A 16,598-nucleotide genomic window follows, 5' to 3' on the forward strand; every position below is an offset into this window, starting at 1 on the left:
TATGTTTAAATAGGACTAGAAACAATTAGGGAGGAATAAATCATGGATGAGGCGTTAAAAGAAAATATGATGGGCGCACTTGAAAACGTTATTGACCCCGAATTAGGCATTGATATCGTTAATCTTGGACTTGTATATGATGTTGATTTAAACGATGAGGGTGTTTGTAATGTTACAATGACACTCACCGCAATGGGCTGCCCGCTCGCAGCACATATTGAACAAGATGTGAGACGTGCGCTTTCAGATATTCCTGAAATAAAAGAAATAAATGTTGAAATTGTATGGAATCCGCCTTGGGGTAAAGAAAGAATGTCCCGTTATGCCAAAATCGCATTAGGTATTCCTGATTGATCATTCGAAATTTTCAAGGTTGATTCATTCAATATGGATCGGCCTTTTTTCGTATTAAAAAAATATGAGGTATGTAAATGAAAATATGTCAAATTGTCGGGTATAAAAATTCTGGGAAAACAACGGTTATGAAAGAGGTTATTCGTTATTTTTCATCTAGGGGCTACAAAATTGGTTCGTTAAAGCATCATGGTCATGGCGGGGAACCTGAATTAATGAAGGATACAGACAGTTACCAGCATTTTGCAGCTGGTACGATGGCAAGCGGTGTCCAGGGGGAACATGTATCACAGCTGATACTGAACAATACTGAATTTGAAACATTAATCAGCATATATAAAATGCTGCCAATTGACATTCTATTTATTGAAGGCTATAAAAAGGCGGATTATCCTAAAATTGTATTACTAAAAAACGAAGAAGAATTATCGCTTTTGGACGAGCTTTCGAATATAATCGCAGTAGGGTCCTGGGATGAACAAATTTTAAGAAATGTATCCCATCCAGCATTCAGCATTGCAAATATTGGATCCTATTTACCACAGCTAGCGGATTACATAACGGAATGAAGGTGTTTAAATGGGGAAAAACTATTGGATTACCGATAAGCCAATTCAGGTAAATGATTGCATAGCAAAAGTAATACGTCCAAAAGCAGGGGCGATTGATACTTTTATTGGAACGGTTCGTGAATTTACGAAGGGTAAACGTACATTGTATCTGGAATATCAGGCATATGCTGAAATGGCGGAGAAAAAGCTTGCACAGATTGGTGATGAGATTAATGAAAAATGGCAAGACACAGAAACGGCAATTGTCCACCGTATAGGAAGATTGGAAATATCTGATATTGCCGTTGTAATTGCAGTGTCAACACCACACCGCAATGATGCTTTTGAAGCGAGCAGATATGCAATTGAACGAATTAAGGAAATTGTTCCAATCTGGAAGAAAGAGCATTGGGAAGATGGAACAAAATGGATAGGTGACCAAAAAGAGAAGACATCCTATCAAGAAAAGTTACCAACGGAGGAGGAAATGAGCGATGATTGATGTACTGTTTTTTGCAGAATTACAGGAAACGGTTGGAAATGAGAAAGTAAGTATGGAAGCAGATGGTATGACAGTCAAGGCACTGAAAGAAAAACTGTCTGCAGCCTATGACCTTAGCCTTGATCACGCCATGATTGCAATAAATCAAGAATACGCCGCTGAGGATGCAATGATAACAAACGGGGATGTAGTTGCGTTTATTCCACCAGTAAGCGGCGGATGAGAAATTTAATTTAGTTTAATTTCGATCGCCGTCCGGGGTCACCAAGGGCGGAAGCGCCGAACTCGAGTGTAAATCGTGACCCCTCGGAAAGCGAAGTGTATCCGTGTTTGAGAAGCATCAAAATAGTTTACGGAAAATACGGTGCAAATGGCAATAAAATTTACGAGAAGAGCCCATTTATTAATAGAAGGTGTAAGCCTATGAACCCTGTATTACGTCCTATACGAAAGGTTTATCAATTTTTCGCTGATAGCCCCTTTGGAGCGGGTACCATTATTGCGCATCGCTTTAAAGTTAATCATTTGCTTGGAAGAGGAAGTTTTGGGATTGCCTATAATTGCATTGATTTAAATACATCAAAACATTATGTCTTAAAACAGCTTCGTCCAAGCAAACGTAACAACGAGAAGGATATAGAGCTGTTTTACAATGAAGCATCCATTCTTCGCAAACTAAACCATATGGCCATTCCGAATGCACATGGGCAATTTACATATAAAGGTAACTATTTTTATATAATGGATTTTATTGAGGGATACAATGCTGAGGATATCCTGTTCGAAAAAAGGTGTCAGTTTGATGAAATGAAATCACTGCTGTTATTCCGGAAACTTGTAGAAATTGTTGATTACCTGCACAATCAAAGGATCTGTCATGGAGACCTCCGTATTCCCAATGTTATATTGCAAGGGAATGCTCTTTTCCTGATTGACTTTGGCTTGGCGATAGATTTAGATTCAAATACAGGATTTCGCCAAACCAAACAGGGTAGGATGGAAACGGGGAAGGAACTAATGAAACAGGATTATTTTGATTTAGGAGATTTATTATTATTTCTGTTATATTCCTCATATCCTAAGAAAAGCAAAAAAGCTCTTCCATGGACAGAAGAACTTTCGCTTCATCCCTTAACTGCACAAATGCTTCGCAGGCTGCTCGGTATTGACAGGGAGTATTTGGACACTAAACAAATTCTTAGTGATATTGATGGTATTCTTATGGAAAAAACATACGAAACATAGATGTACGCTCAAACTGAAGGCAGTTAACTGCTGCTTCTATAACCTTTTCGCTTATAACGATGGCTTCCACTGTATGGATAGTTGTGTTTGCGTCGACTGCTGCTTCCGCTTCTGCTGTAATGATATTTTCTACGACCACTGCTGCTCCGGGAATACTGCTTTATCTGTTTGAACAATTTTTTAAACTTACTCATGATAAATAACTCCTTTCTCATTTCTATTATTTAGTTGGTTATACATTAGCATACCTGTTCATAAGAATCACGGTTTTTGTATGATAGGCAAATCAATCATTTTTTGGATGGATGTACCGGGAGAAGAAATGCTTGAATAGGCTAAATATATGATGGAAGGAGGTTAATGATGTCTTCTTACAATTCTTATACACCTGGTTGGGGGTATTATCCCGAGGAAAGAAATAGAAATGGTAATTTTGGTGAAAATCAGGGCCAGAGAAACATAGGGGCAAACGAAACAAATTCTGGAAAACAAAGTCAAATGGGGCCAAAATCGAACGGAATGGGACATAACCCTACTTTACAAAATAATACCACTCAAAAAAATGGCAATCTGCATGGTTACCAGCCATTTGCCTATTCGAATAATTTGTATAATGGTACGGGATCAGAGATGGATTATTTAATTCGCATGATGCGTAATCTAAACGAACAATTAGATACACTGACACAATTAATGGCACAAAATAATCAATTGCTTCAAACAATGCATGATCAGGAAGATACAAAGTGCGTTCAAGGCAGTGGTGGAGGAGCGGTAATTGTAAGAATGTGATGGATTAGAGGGATAAAAGCAGAAGGGAGCTTGAGAAATTAAGCTCCTCTATCATCCTATTCCTAGCATATCCTTCGCATGATCAGACATGTTTGCCGGTGACCAGGCTGGCTCCCACACAATATTAACGTCAATTTCGCCAATTCCATCCATTTGACCAACACGATATTTTACGCCATTGGAAATGGTATCATGCATTGGACAGCCTGGTGTGGTTAATGTCATGGTTATGGTTACATTGTTGTCATCATCAATTTGGATACCGTAAATAAGTCCCAAATCCATAATATTTACACCAAGTTCAGGATCGATAACCTCATATAAAGCTGCCTCAATCTGTGTTTGTAACGTCATTAGAACAGTCTCCTTTCGTTAAACGAATAAAACCCGAATAATGGAAATCGTGTAAACGAGCGATATCAGCGATAATAGACTCTGAAAAATAAAAACTGCCATTTCAATATGAACAATTCCTCCAATTGCAAGACCTGCGACGCCGATGATGAACAAACTAAACAAAACGAGACTAAGTTTTTCATTAATCATGTCTTTTAAAAGCGGAACTCTTTCCTTTCCAACTCTGTCCGAGTATTTGTATGTCCACCATAGAACTGGAACAATTTTGTATAAATAGCCTAAAATACTAAAAATTATCCATCCCATAATGTACAGAAATATGAGCCAGCTCCAAATGATGGGGTCATGAATCCCTAATAATCTAAAAATCACAGCCAATACATGTATAGAAAAACCAATCCATATGGCAAATAGTGCAAAAGAAAACGGCTTATCCAGCTTTTTTTTGAACCGTTTTTTCAGAATGTCTGCAATATCTAAGACAAACAGGCCATATCCAATTAATAACAACAGCCAGCCTATCGTTTGGAGCGTATTATTTTCCAGCCAAAATGAACTGATTAATACAATTAAACCAGTGATGTACGAAAAAAATGAGGCTTTTGCCCATTTCATTGAATAGCCGTGTGACAGGCTGAACATTGGAACAAGTTTGTATGAAAATCCAAAAATTAATAATGTAAACCAGCCTGCGACACCTAATACGATATGGGAAAGTACTAGTTTCGTATGGCTGGCAATTCCGCCTAAAGCAATATTCCAAGCAAGCAGAAATCCTGCGGCGATGGTTAAGGAAAGGCAAATGATTGCACCAGCGACAAACAAGGTCATTTTGTTCTTCTTTTCTTGTTTAAAGATAGTAATCGTCATTTGAATAATAAACATCATAACACCGATGACAGCAATAATCCCTCCGTAAATGGCACTGTCAGGCTTTATACCAAGCAAAATAGCAAATCCCGTTATGCCAATAGCGGTGAAGTAAAACTGAGCGAAACCAAACGTCTGATTCCAAATCGGTGTTAAAAAGGCAACCGGAACAAGCTGGTACATTGCTCCCATCGCTACCATTAACGCAAATCCCAGCAGCAGAAAATGTGCACCCATCCATATATCAGGCATGCGCATTTGCCCAGCTACCAAAAGATCATGGTGAAGAAGGAATATCAATTGTGCTGCAGCAAATGCAATTAAAGCATATACGATAAACGCAAGTGGCAGCTTAATGTTTGTATCTATTTTCATGTTCGCACCAGGCATCATCTTAATCACCAATTTTCGTTATTGAAATTTTAAAGCTGCCATCCTCCTGAGCTTCGGTTTCATGCAAATAGCCGCGTTCATCAAGCTCTTCATATAAAAACATAGGTCTGCGATCATTAATAATGGCAAGCTTTTCTCCGTTTTTCATTTTATCCAGTGCTTTTAATGTGCGCATCATTGGCTGTGGCGGTTCAAGCCCGCGATTGTCAATTATCATTTTAACGATTCCTCCTTTTTGAAGTAGGTTACCTTCCAATGCTTTCGTTCCATCTTTTCTGTTTTGTGTTCAAAGCCTCTGCGTTTCAAAACCGCGTGTAATGGAACGGGATTAAATGGGGCATGTAATACGAAAACCTGTCCGTCTTTTACCTCTTTTACAGCGGCCATGATTTTATCAAATGGCTCTTTTTTCAATCTTAAATCCTCGCGCACATCCAGTTCGACAATACTATGTTCAGGATGCATTGTATCACCTCCGTTTAGAATTTCTCTTTATAGTATTATGATAATCATTTTCAATTAGAAAGACAGTGACGTGCATCACATTCTGCTAACTATAAAAATGAACGTATTGTCACAATTCAAATGGAACATTAGGAGTGAGCATTCAAAGGTATAAAAATATTCCTTATCCATACATTTGTATTACAGTAAATGCATAGCCAAAAACCTAGGGGGATAATTTCTATGGAAGATATAACGGTGATCCTTATTCATTATGAAGAGCAATCAATGCTATCAAAAGCTTTGTCTTCCTTGAAAAAAATCAGTTCAAGAATAAAATCGGTGCTTGTGCTGCATGACGAAAAGACAGTATTGCATATAAATAACCACATGGATTTTGATGCTAAACTGTCATTTATCAAAACAGGAGTAGGAGGGACTGGTGGGGCACTGAACGAAACCATTGGGGAGTTGTCTGCCTCATTTGTCTTATTTTTGCAGGATACGGATTACTTATCACCATTGCTAAACAATGCCTCGCTTGTAATGCCGCAATCCATTTCCGTATTACGGACCGGCTTACATCATCGAAATAGTGTTAGTCATTTTCCTGTTCTAGTCAGAACGTCCATGCTGAAGAAACATAAATTTCTTTCCAAAAATCAGCTCCCATTTCAGGAAGCACTATTGCCTGCATGGCTGTCAACTATAGACCAATCCCAACAGCAAATGGCGGGGAATTTGCTGAAACAGGCAAGAAAGAACAGCTCCGTAGATACGATTGAAAAGTTCCAGTTTATGCAAAAATACCAATTGCCCAAAACAAATTTGAATACACCAACTATTTCTGTTGTAATAGCGATTTATAATATGGAAAAATATGTAGAAACGGCAATTGCCTCATGCCTGCTGCAAGCGGAACAATTTGATGAAATTTTAATCATGGATGATGGATCCACTGATAGCTCCTATAAGCAACTCGCAAAATGGGGGGATGGAAAACAAGTAAAGACATTTCATAAAAAAAACGAGGGTAAGGCAAAGGCACTGAATGAATTATTGCCACATGTAACATCAGATTTTATTTTGGAGCTTGATGGAGATGATTGGCTTGATTACGATGCCTGTTCCATGATAAAAAGGCATGCGGCAGGACTTGCGGATACGATTTCTGTTTTATATGGGAATTTCAGAAGGTGGAAGCAATTACCTAATGATATTCTGTACAAGGGAGTAACAAATGGAAAGGCTGTTAACGGAAAAGCTGATTTATTGCATTATCGATTTCCACTTGGACCCCGAATATACCGAACATCACTATTGAAAGAAGCGGGAGGGTTTCCAGTAATTGATTTTGAAAATGGCCGGCTGTTTGAGGATGTAAGCGTCCTTTTTCAGTTGTTAAAAAGATCCCAATTCCAATATAAGGATTTTACCATTTATAATGTACGGGAACATAAACAAAGCATTACAAAAACAAATGATGCGAAGTGGAGCTTATTTCTGAAAAAATTAACAGAGTAATGGAAACAATTATCCATTACTCGCTAAATAGTCATTAATTGTCGTAATAATATAGTCCTGCTGCTGAAAAGACATCATTGGGTATATAGGAAGTGCCAGTATTCTAGTTGCGATTCTTTCGGTTACTGGAAAGTCACCCTGTTTATAAGCAAGATTATTGAAAGCTTTTTGCAGATGAAGGGGAATGGGGTAATAAATGCTTGAGGCAATTCCATTTTTCTCGAGTACTTCCATTAGTTCATTTCGCTTAGTTATTTCAATACAGTATTGGTGAAAGGTATGTTCCCGATTTTCTGAAATTGGAGGGGTTTTGACATGCTCATTGAGGTTCTCCGTATATCGTTTGGCAATTTCATTTCTACTGTGTAAAAAAATGTCCAAATAGTATAGTTTGACAAGCAGAATTGCTGCTTGAAACTCATCCAGTCTGCTATTCAATCCTATTAAAGAATGTTCGTATTTTCTATCACTGCCATGGTTTCTTAACTTTTCGACCTTTTTATAGATGTCTGTTTGATTTGTTGTAATAAATCCCGCGTCACCAAATGCACCAAGATTTTTGGAAGGGAAGAAGGAAAAGCAGCCAATATTGCCAATTGCGCCAACTCTTTTGCCATTATACTCCGTTCCAATCGCCTGGCAGGCATCCTCGATTATTTTTAAGTCATGCTTAGCCGCAATTTCTAATATTTCATTCATGTTTGCCGCTTGGCCGTACAGATGGACTACGATGATTGCTTTTGTATTTTCTGTAATCACTTCTTCTATTTTGCTGGGATCGATCGTATACGTTTCTTCCTCAATATCAACGAAAATAGGTTTTGCTCCCACTAATGCAATTGCTTCTGCGGTTGCAAAAAAGGTAAATGGTGTCGTGATTACTTCATCGCCTGGACCAATGTCAAGTGCTCTTAGGGCTAAATGAAGGGCATCTGTCCCATTGGCAACCCCTAGACCATGCGCTGCACCAACGTAATCGGCGACCGCTCTTTCAAGCTCAATACCCTTTTTTCCAAGTACATATTGTCCGCTGTCCAATACTTCTGTTACCATTTCCAAAATAGGGGTTCTGAGTAACTGTAATTCTTCTGTTAAATCAACCATTGGTATTTTTTTGTTATTCAGCATTTTGTTTTACATACCACCCTTTACGTTAATTTCCAATACCCAGATATTTCATTCCAAGGTTTGTAATTTCTCTCCTATTCAACCTATTTCTGCCGTCGAATACGAGCTCACAATTACTGAATGCTGTAAAATCCAAGCTGCTATATTGCTGGTGATAGGCTTGGAGGATAATCACATCTATTTCCGCTGCAAATTCATCATTTAATGCTAGTGATCTTGCACCGTAATTCCTAATCTCTTTTTCAGTAAAATGAGGGTCATGAACAAATAGATTTGCCCGTTTCTTTCGTAATTGTTCCAGAAGCAGGAAGGTTGTTGATTTAGTAGGTTCCTTTACATTTTCCCGGTAGGATAATCCTAGAATAAGCACATTTTTGTTTTCTAACGAATCTATTTCTTCCTCCATTTTGGAAATAGAGTAGGAAGCCATTTGATCATTTATTTCTCTGGACATTGTAGTTAAGCCTGGCTTTAGCCCCTTATTGATGAAAAAATAGGGGTAGATTGGAATGCAATGTCCGCCTACTCCAATGCCGGGTGCGTGTATATGTGAATAGGGCTGGCTATTGCTTGCATCGATTACTTCAGACATATTGACCCCTTTGGCATCAGCGAATTGTGCAAGTTCATTTGCCAGTGCAATATTTACATCCCGATAGACGCATTCAGCGACCTTGGAAAATTCCGCTGTTTCCAACGAACTTACTTCTATCAATTGGCAGTTCAAGGCATTAGTATAAAACTCAGCAGCTAGCCGAAGACTTTTTTCATTAATTCCCCCGATAACCTTTGGATAGGTTTGAAGATCTAAAAGAATGCGATTGGAGTAGACTCTTTCGGGACTATATGCAAGATAGATATCCTCACCCAAACGCAGCCCGGAAATTTCTTCTATTTTATTCCCGAATCTATTTCTTGTATCTCCAGGTGGAAGTGTCGTTTCAAAAATGACTAATGTGTCTTTTCTAATGCCCTTTGCTATTTCCTGAACGGCAGCATCAATAAAGTGATAATCAACATGGTTTTGATCATCAACTAATACTGGCACAATAACAACGATTACATTGGATTTTCTAACAGCATCAGCAGTTATAGTTGTTGCTGATAGTGATTTATTGTTGTGGGCATCAGCGACCAATTGATCCAGTCCCGGTTCATTGTTGATGTGGGATTTTCCGTTGTTGATGGAAGTGACAACTTCTTTGTTAATATCCGATCCGTAAACAGTATATCCATTGTTGGCAAAAACAGCAGCCAAGGTCAGACCTATTTTTCCTAGTCCAACTACAGCTACAGAAGTGTTTTGTTGTTCATTCAATAGTTTAACCTCACTTCTTTCGTTAAGACGATTATTCATAATTTATGGTATTAAAAAATGTTAGAAATGATTGGACGAATGGTAGATTTCTTGCGGAATGGAAGATGATAAATTTTTGTGGATAAAAAATGTTGTTTAAAGTGATTAGAGTATATTTATCCCTTTAATATGATTCATTGCGGCATTTGTTATAGACTGTTGTATATTTCTATATACTTCTTAGCTGCAGCTGGTGCATCATGATAGAGTTTTACATATTTCCTCCCTTTTTTTCCAAGTTCATTTCGTTTAAGCGGATTCGCAATAAGACTCTTTAAAACTTCAACAATCGTGTCAGGATTAGCGTTTACGATAGGTAATTCTTTAGGATACTTTGCAACTAAATCATCACGTATATAACAGATTACCGGTTTTCCTAATGCCATTGCTTCTGAGCTAACGAAACCATACGCCCCGATTCGTAATTGATCAATGACGATATCCGATTTCGCCAAAAGATTTTTAGCTTCCTGGTTTGGAAGACCTTCGATTAATTTGAAGCGAAAGGCTAATCCAGAACGCTTTAATTCTTGAACGGCATTTAAGATAAACTCTGTCCCTTTGATATATCGCGATGAAGGAGCGTGTACGATGAGCGGAGAATTATTTTTTGTTTGGGAGAATTGAGGATTAAACTGCTGAACATCGATCGTGTGAGGGATGACATGGACATACTTATATGAATTGGAAATATAACCTTCCAATTCATAATCCTGAACTATAGCATGGTCCATGTATTTTGATAAAATGGATACATTATGGTTTATTTTTTCATCTGTCCATTCCGGTTTTGTCCGGACATATGGATTATTTTTTCTGGCAACAGAAGGAATACGAATGTCTGATCCGTGATGGTGGACAATCATTTTCTTTCCAGCTTGTTTTAAAATCTCTAAGTCTTTTTTGTCTGGGAAAAATGTATCGCCAAAATGAAAATGAAAAATGTCATATTGCTTGATGGATTCTTGTAAAAACTCCTTCCTTTTCGCTTCTTTTTCTTGAACTGGCAGTGTATTAAGCCTTAAGCAAATATCAGGCTTAAATTTAAACGGATGTTCATCAAAATGGCATGAAGTTGCCTCGACCCCTTTTAACCGAAGAGCTTTACACAATTCAATCATTGGTGAACCATAGGATATGTGCAGTACTCGCAATTCTATCTGTCCTTTCTTTCAGGCTGTTTTTCATAACGAATGTTTTTAAATGCTATTCCTTATTTAAACTGCGTGTGTTTAGCGCTTAGGGCAGTTCAGCACCTTAAGGGTATACTAATGAATTCCACAAATTCGTATAGTGTTGTTCTGCAGTGCTCCACAGGTAATAATGCATTTTGTATGAATTACAATAATCGATACGAAATGGGCCTTATTTTTACAATTGTTCATAAATACCGAATAACTTCTTTTCCATATGCTCCCAACTGTACTGAGATTCCATTACACTTCTGGCATTGCTGCTGGCTGCCCGAATTTTATTGCGATTGGAATGCAGTGAAATTAAAGCGTCCGCATAGTCCGTTGCAGTAGCTTGAAATTTTTTTATAACAAACCCGCAGTTATGCATCTCAATGAATTTTTCCATATCTGTACATTGATTGACTAAAACAGGAACCCCATTATTTAAATAACTGAAAAATTTATTCGGCATGGCAAACCGATTATTTAGAGAATGGACTGGATTCATGTCTATCCATCCTAAATCAACATCTTTCATAACATCAGGAATGGAAGCAAAGTTTACCCAACCAGTATATTCTACTTTTGACTTCAAGTGTTCGGGTATTTTAAACGTTACATCGTTATCTGTATGCTTACCCCCTCCGATGATTTTTATTTTCAAATCTATTGTTTTATTACACACTTCAGCTATATTGATAAGTTTTGGAAAGCTTCCTCTTTTTTTATTTAAGATTCCTTCGAATGCAAGGACAAGTCCGGTGTTATTTGCTTGATTCGGTATATATTCAGGAGCTAATGGAGGGGAATTGTAAAGTACTTCAATTGGTGGAGGGGTCCCAATTGAGTGAAACCATGATTTAATTGATTCTGATACTGTTATGATGTAGTCCGTTTCCTGCAGCATATTTTTTAGCATTTTCTGTGTTGCTTCTTTTGTTTTACTGGACTGAACGGCTAACGGATCGGGATACAATTCATGGCTATCATAGATAATCTTACTCGATTTCCCTTTTGCGGCTAAAGTGCGTTTAATGCCTATACCGGAATATAATGAGAAGAATTCGTGACAATGATAGATATCTGCTTCCTGGGCTATGCCTAATTTTGTCAGCGGGTCAGTAAAACGGTGGGTACCTTTAGACTGTATTGTATAATGGAGACTTTTCAATTGTTTTTCAAGATACACCTGCTCATATGTAATAATTTTTATTCCCTCATGCATAAATGTTTTGAATGTAAATTTATCTTTAAAGGGACTTCCATCAATATCGAATAAGAAACCATTTTTTCGCGGAACAATCATTGTTATGTTATACCCATTTTTTAATAGACTCTTTGCCTCTTTTTTAAATATTCTAGCGTCTAAAAAAGGATGTTCAGATACTAAAAAACAAACATTTTTACTCATCTTTCTCCTCCCAGGCTTATGAGCACTTGGCTAAATTTCTTTCATAGCCTCTTTTTAGAATCCATAGTACTAACGTATTAACAGCTATTTTGTTTTATACATACAAATATAAATAAATATGCATCTATGTAAAGGTATTTTATAAATTTTGTTGTTTCTTACTATGCAGTAAAAAGCCTATGCATATTTGTATGGTGAGATTCTTTAAAAATAGGACTGGTTACCTGAAATACGGGAGGAGACAATGTGAATTTAAATCTAAAGGGAAAAAAGGTTTTAATTACGGGTGGATCAAGGGGGATTGGTAAGGGAATCGCAAGTGCATTTGTTGAGGAAGGCGCAAAGGTTGGAATTGCTGCAAGAGACAGTAGTGAACTTTTGCAAACTAAGGATGAGTTGGGTACACAAATCTATCAAAAAGATCTTTCAAATTATGATAATCGAGAAAAATTGATAGAAGAATTTACAAATCAATTTAATGGTATTGACATTCTTGTTAATAACATGGGTGCAAGTCATGGGAATTTGGTTATAAATACACCTCCAAGTAAATTTTCAGAAGCATTAGAACTAAATTTCGTTGCTGCTGTTCATTTAAGTCAGCTGGCAGCCAGACACATGATGGATCGTGGCAGTGGAGTCATCATCAATATTGCATCTATTTATGGCAAAGAGGCAGGGGGAGCACCATCGTATAACGCTTCAAAGGCTGCATTAATTAGTTTTACAAAGTCTTTCAGTTCAGAGGCGATAAAGGATAATGTTCGAGTGGTTGGGATTGCCCCAGGAGCTGTTTATCATCCAAATAAAGTCTGGAAACGCAGGTTGGAACTTGATCCGGATTTTTTGGATAATTATGCTAGTAAACGAATACCAGGAGGGCGGCTAGGAACCCCAGGGGAAATTGGAAATGTTGCGGTATTTTTAGCTTCTGAAAAAGCATCATGGATCGTCGGGACAACTGTAACGGTGGATGGCGGGCAATCAAGAATGAATTTTTAACTCACATTTAATAAAATGCAGAAAGGAATGGACATAGATTGAAACGTCAATCAATTAAGAATAGTACTATTTTAGTTGTCGGTGGTGCTGGATTTATAGGCAGTCACATGGTAGACAGTCTATTAACCGAAGGGGCTAAACAGGTTATCATTTTGGATAATCTTTTTATAGGAAAAAAAGAGAACGTGGCTCAAGCTTTAGAAAAGGGCGCAATCATGCTTGTGGATGATGCCGAGAACATGGAAATTCTGGAACACATTATGGAAAAATATGGCGTGGACATTGTGTTTAATTGTGCAACTAAGCCATTAAATTACTCCTTTGTCAATCCTTCCAACGCTTTTTTGACAAATGTGCTCGTTTTAAAAAATTTAATGGAACTTCAACGAAAAAAGGCTTTTCAAACATTATGTCACTTCTCATCATCTGAAGCATATGGTTCTGCACAATACCAGCCAATGGATGAAGAACACCCCCTAGTTCCTTTAACAACCTATGCTGCAGGAAAGGCATCAGCTGATTTAATGCTGCAATCGTATGTGAAAATGTTTGAATTAGATGCCTTTATTGTTCGTCCATTTAATAACTATGGACCGAGACAAAACTTCGAGGGGGAGTTAGCTGGTGTAATTCCGCTTACAATAAAAAAGATTCTTGATGGAAATGCTCCATTAATCCATGGAGATGGTAGGCAAACTAGAGATTTTATTTACGTAGAGGATACGACAAATATGGTTTTGAAGGTATTTCCAATAATTCCTGCTGGAGAGTGTGTTAATATTACAACCGATCAGCAGACATCGATTACAACGGTTGTCGAAACAATAATGGATGTGATGAAATTTAAGGGAACGGTTCTTAAAAGGGCTGCTCGGAAGGCTGATGTACTAAGTCATAGAGGTTCGATGAAAAAACTTCAGAAAATGGTTGGCCATCCACAAAGAACTTCATTTAAAGAGGGGATAACCAATACAGTTAATTGGGTAGAAGAAGTCGTGTCAGAAAGGGAAAAAGAATGAAGATCTTAACAGTTCTTGGCGCAAGACCCCAATTTATCAAAGCTTCTATGATCTCGAAAATATTAAAAAGGACTAAACATGTAAGTGAAGTTATCGTACACACAGGTCAGCATTATGATGATAATATGTCAACTGTTTTTTTTGAACAGCTAAAGCTTCCTAAACCCGATTTTTATCTCGGAATTGGCTCTGGATCACATGGAGAACAAACAGGGAAAATGCTAGCAGCGTTAGAGAAGGTTATGATTTCCGTTAAACCGGACATTGTTTTAGTATATGGGGATACAAACTCTACTTTGGCAGGAAGTCTATCGGCAGCTAAGCTTCATATCCCAATAGCCCATGTGGAATCTGGGCTGCGCAGTTTTAATAAAGATATGCCTGAGGAAATTAATCGCATCATGACAGACCATCTCTCCAATTGGTTATTTTGTCCATCACAAGCCGCGGTTGAAAATTTAAAAACAGAAGGAATTGCGGAAAATGTATATTTGACAGGAGATATTATGTACGATTCCGTTCTATATTTTAGATCTCAAGCGGCACAACAATCGACCATTCTTCAAAAATTATCATTATCGAAAAAATCCTATACACTTGCAACTATTCATCGTGCAGAAAACACAGATGAACCTGAGCGATTACAATCGATTCTTACAGCTCTTCGTAAAGTTAAATCGGATATCCTCCTTCCATTACACCCCAGAACGAAAAGTAAAATAGATCAGTTTAAATTAACTGATTTACTTTCTTCATCCAATATCAAACTAGTTGAACCTTTAAATTACCTTGATATGCTAGCTGTTACCTCGCAGGCGAAATTGATTTTAACTGACTCTGGGGGATTACAAAAAGAGGCATATATGTTTCACATTCCCTGTATTACACTTAGAGACGAAACAGAATGGATTGAAACTGTTAAAACAGGTTGGAATAAAGTAATAGGCTCTAATACACAAGAAATACTAGATGCTATAAAGAATGTTACGAAACCTAAGGAATCCCCCCTTATTTTTGGGGATGGAAATGCCGGGGAAAAAATCGTTGACACGCTAGTGAATGATTTTATGTAAGGCTATGCTAAATATCAAAAGTAAAATGAGGTGTGTAAAATCCCACCTCATTTTAATATTGGTTTGAAACATAAAATCGAACTATCTGGTCCATGGATTAAGAGTGGTAAGGTGTGGGCAAGTTTTCCTTCCTATTTTACTGCACCTTTTAAATACCCCTTCCATCTTATTAATGTTTCATTTATTTTTGGGTCTTTTTCGATTGAATTTAAAGCAGCAAGCAAATGAATGTGTCCAATATGATAACCCCAAGTTGCTACATTGGGAAAACCTCCGTTTGTTGTATAATGCGTAAGGTCATAAGCCGTTCGGTTACCTAAATCATACAATGGAAGCATCCGTTTTAATGAAGTGATTCCTTCATCATATAGCCATTTTGTTTTTTTGTCCCCCGTTGTTTTAAATAAATCGTATAATCCAATCAAGGCGAACATGAAGCCATTTAAAATATAGCTTGACGGGTTTGTGGGGCATTCCTCATAGAAAAGAAACTTGTTTTCAAATTTTGCAAGCACGCCATTGTTAGTTGATGCCGTTTGGAAGAGTTTTTTTGCTTTCAATGCACAATTGCTATATATATTATTACCAGTTAGATTAGAGGCGCGGGATAGCACTGACATCGCCATTCCTAATCCTATGGCTGAATACCAAGGCTTTCTCAGTTTGTTCAGTCTGCCAGGGTAAAAGTCATGATCAAACTGATAAGCCCATCCACCAAAGGAATCCTGGTGATTTAAAAACCAATTTGCTGTTGTTAGGAATTTACTTTTGCTGGAAGCATCATTGTTTTTCAAATAAAGACTATAGTGCTGTAACCCATATTGCGCAATGGTAGATGGATTGAAATATTCACCATGCGAATAAATTGTTTTAGGAATTCCGTTTTTTGTAAAGGTTACTTTCCAGTTTTCAACCCTGTTTTTATCATAATGCAGATAGTTTCCTTTATAGTCATAGTACGGAATTTCGGATACTTTTGCGTTGGTTGTGTTAATTTTTAACGTTTTCTCATTTTCATTCCATATGGTGTCGGAATTATATCCCTTTGTAATAAGAGAAAGCGGAACAAATAATTCATCTTCAATTTTTATTCCAACACCTTCAAACCGGTCATGCATGATTACTTTAATATTATCTTTTGATTCCAAAAGGTTTCACCTCATTAGTATTTAAGCTGTTTTTAAAAGATTGTTGTTCTTACATAAAAGACGTAAAATGCGACGTAATATTCTCGGGTCGCCGTCCGGGATCGCTGCGGGCGGATGCACACCTTAGGACACGGCCTCAGCCTCCTCGAGAAAACCACTCTTTGGTGTCTTCGGACTCGTGCTTTTCTGAGCAGGAGTCACCGCCCGCAGCGATGCCGGACTAGTAAAGTGGAATTAATATATATCGGTACTT

At 37.6% G+C, this 16,598-nt stretch carries 20 protein-coding genes; 10 read left to right on the forward strand and 10 right to left on the reverse strand.

Translation table 11 applies throughout. The features are described 5' to 3' along the window. Window positions 1–42: 42 nt before the first annotated feature. The 5 genes from IEV74_RS10195 to IEV74_RS10215 all read left to right on the forward strand — a co-directional run bounded on the left by IEV74_RS10195 (window position 43) and on the right by IEV74_RS10215 (window position 2,652). A complete protein-coding gene (locus tag IEV74_RS10195; RefSeq protein ID WP_188455283.1) occupies window positions 43–354 on the forward strand; it encodes a metal-sulfur cluster assembly factor in 312 nt (103 codons plus the stop codon). Window positions 355–431: 77 nt separating this feature from the next. Next, a complete protein-coding gene (gene mobB, locus IEV74_RS10200) occupies window positions 432–923 on the forward strand; it encodes a molybdopterin-guanine dinucleotide biosynthesis protein B (protein ID WP_188455284.1) in 492 nt (163 codons plus the stop codon). Between the two features lie 10 nt (window positions 924–933). After that, on the forward strand, window positions 934–1,407 hold the full coding sequence (locus IEV74_RS10205; protein WP_188455285.1) for a molybdenum cofactor biosynthesis protein MoaE: 474 nt from the start codon (window positions 934–936) through the stop codon (window positions 1,405–1,407). Beyond that, window positions 1,400–1,630: a molybdopterin converting factor subunit 1 gene (gene moaD, locus IEV74_RS10210; RefSeq protein WP_188455286.1), complete on the forward strand. Its 231-nt coding sequence runs from the start codon at window positions 1,400–1,402 to the stop codon at window positions 1,628–1,630. The genes IEV74_RS10205 and moaD overlap by 8 nt, the downstream gene beginning before the upstream one ends. Window positions 1,631–1,830: 200 nt before the next feature. Continuing rightward, the gene (locus IEV74_RS10215) at window positions 1,831–2,652 is read left to right on the forward strand and encodes a serine/threonine protein kinase (protein WP_188455287.1); all 822 of its coding nucleotides are present in this window, start codon (window positions 1,831–1,833) and stop codon (window positions 2,650–2,652) included. On the opposite strand, the gene IEV74_RS10220 is transcribed toward IEV74_RS10215, so the two are convergent. Next, window positions 2,627–2,791: a hypothetical protein gene (locus tag IEV74_RS10220; protein WP_188455288.1), complete on the reverse strand. Its 165-nt coding sequence runs from the start codon at window positions 2,789–2,791 to the stop codon at window positions 2,627–2,629. The genes IEV74_RS10215 and IEV74_RS10220 overlap by 26 nt on opposite strands. A 224-nt stretch (window positions 2,792–3,015) precedes the next feature. Between IEV74_RS10220 and IEV74_RS10225 the strand changes: the two genes are divergently transcribed. Further along, window positions 3,016–3,444 carry a hypothetical protein gene (locus tag IEV74_RS10225; protein ID WP_188455289.1) on the forward strand — a complete coding sequence of 143 codons (429 nt, stop codon included), beginning with the start codon at window positions 3,016–3,018 and terminating at the stop codon, window positions 3,442–3,444. A gap of 51 nt (window positions 3,445–3,495) precedes the next feature. On the opposite strand, the gene IEV74_RS10230 is transcribed toward IEV74_RS10225, so the two are convergent. The 4 genes from IEV74_RS10230 to IEV74_RS10245 are packed head-to-tail and all read right to left on the reverse strand — an operon-like array spanning window position 3,496 to window position 5,529. After that, the gene (locus tag IEV74_RS10230; protein WP_188455290.1) at window positions 3,496–3,798 is read right to left on the reverse strand and encodes a metal-sulfur cluster assembly factor; all 303 of its coding nucleotides are present in this window, start codon (window positions 3,796–3,798) and stop codon (window positions 3,496–3,498) included. An 18-nt stretch (window positions 3,799–3,816) separates the two neighbouring features. Continuing rightward, on the reverse strand, window positions 3,817–5,064 hold the full coding sequence (locus IEV74_RS10235; protein ID WP_373284330.1) for a hypothetical protein: 1,248 nt from the start codon (window positions 5,062–5,064) through the stop codon (window positions 3,817–3,819). 1 nt (window position 5,065) lies between these two features. Then, window positions 5,066–5,281 carry a DUF2249 domain-containing protein gene (locus tag IEV74_RS10240; protein ID WP_188455292.1) on the reverse strand — a complete coding sequence of 72 codons (216 nt, stop codon included), beginning with the start codon at window positions 5,279–5,281 and terminating at the stop codon, window positions 5,066–5,068. Further along, the gene (locus IEV74_RS10245; protein WP_188455293.1) at window positions 5,278–5,529 is read right to left on the reverse strand and encodes a DUF2249 domain-containing protein; all 252 of its coding nucleotides are present in this window, start codon (window positions 5,527–5,529) and stop codon (window positions 5,278–5,280) included. The genes IEV74_RS10240 and IEV74_RS10245 overlap by 4 nt, the downstream gene beginning before the upstream one ends. Window positions 5,530–5,751: 222 nt before the next feature. Here IEV74_RS10245 and IEV74_RS10250 point away from each other — a divergent pair, with 222 nt between their 5' ends. Continuing rightward, window positions 5,752–7,032, forward strand: a complete 1,281-nt coding sequence (locus IEV74_RS10250) for a glycosyltransferase family 2 protein (protein ID WP_188455294.1) — start codon at window positions 5,752–5,754, stop codon at window positions 7,030–7,032. A gap of 9 nt (window positions 7,033–7,041) precedes the next feature. On the opposite strand, the gene IEV74_RS10255 is transcribed toward IEV74_RS10250, so the two are convergent. The 4 genes from IEV74_RS10255 to IEV74_RS10270 all read right to left on the reverse strand — a co-directional run bounded on the left by IEV74_RS10255 (window position 7,042) and on the right by IEV74_RS10270 (window position 12,103). After that, window positions 7,042–8,160 (reverse strand): DegT/DnrJ/EryC1/StrS family aminotransferase, encoded by a 1,119-nt coding sequence (locus IEV74_RS10255; RefSeq protein WP_188455295.1) that lies wholly within the window; start codon window positions 8,158–8,160, stop codon window positions 7,042–7,044. 25 nt (window positions 8,161–8,185) lie between these two features. Next, window positions 8,186–9,478 (reverse strand): nucleotide sugar dehydrogenase, encoded by a 1,293-nt coding sequence (locus tag IEV74_RS10260; protein WP_229683122.1) that lies wholly within the window; start codon window positions 9,476–9,478, stop codon window positions 8,186–8,188. Window positions 9,479–9,666: 188 nt separating this feature from the next. Then, window positions 9,667–10,638: a glycosyltransferase family 4 protein gene (locus IEV74_RS10265; protein WP_229683123.1), complete on the reverse strand. Its 972-nt coding sequence runs from the start codon at window positions 10,636–10,638 to the stop codon at window positions 9,667–9,669. A gap of 250 nt (window positions 10,639–10,888) precedes the next feature. Further along, window positions 10,889–12,103, reverse strand: a complete 1,215-nt coding sequence (locus IEV74_RS10270) for a glycosyltransferase (protein WP_188455298.1) — start codon at window positions 12,101–12,103, stop codon at window positions 10,889–10,891. 246 nt (window positions 12,104–12,349) lie between these two features. Here IEV74_RS10270 and IEV74_RS10275 point away from each other — a divergent pair, with 246 nt between their 5' ends. Genes IEV74_RS10275 through wecB form a run of 3 tightly spaced genes read left to right on the forward strand, consistent with a single transcriptional unit; the run spans window position 12,350 to window position 15,197 of the window. Continuing rightward, a complete protein-coding gene (locus IEV74_RS10275; RefSeq protein ID WP_188455299.1) occupies window positions 12,350–13,105 on the forward strand; it encodes an SDR family NAD(P)-dependent oxidoreductase in 756 nt (251 codons plus the stop codon). A gap of 38 nt (window positions 13,106–13,143) precedes the next feature. Beyond that, window positions 13,144–14,124, forward strand: a complete 981-nt coding sequence (locus IEV74_RS10280) for a dTDP-glucose 4,6-dehydratase (RefSeq protein ID WP_188455300.1) — start codon at window positions 13,144–13,146, stop codon at window positions 14,122–14,124. After that, window positions 14,121–15,197: a non-hydrolyzing UDP-N-acetylglucosamine 2-epimerase gene (wecB, locus tag IEV74_RS10285; protein ID WP_188455301.1), complete on the forward strand. Its 1,077-nt coding sequence runs from the start codon at window positions 14,121–14,123 to the stop codon at window positions 15,195–15,197. The genes IEV74_RS10280 and wecB overlap by 4 nt, the downstream gene beginning before the upstream one ends. Window positions 15,198–15,328: 131 nt before the next feature. Here the strand turns inward: wecB and IEV74_RS10290 are convergent, their stop codons facing one another. Then, window positions 15,329–16,345: a D-glucuronyl C5-epimerase family protein gene (locus IEV74_RS10290; RefSeq protein WP_188455302.1), complete on the reverse strand. Its 1,017-nt coding sequence runs from the start codon at window positions 16,343–16,345 to the stop codon at window positions 15,329–15,331. Window positions 16,346–16,598 lie beyond the last annotated feature (253 nt).

This window comes from Virgibacillus oceani (genome assembly GCF_014638995.1).
Classification (GTDB): Bacteria; Bacillota; Bacilli; order Bacillales; family Amphibacillaceae; genus Virgibacillus_E; species Virgibacillus_E oceani.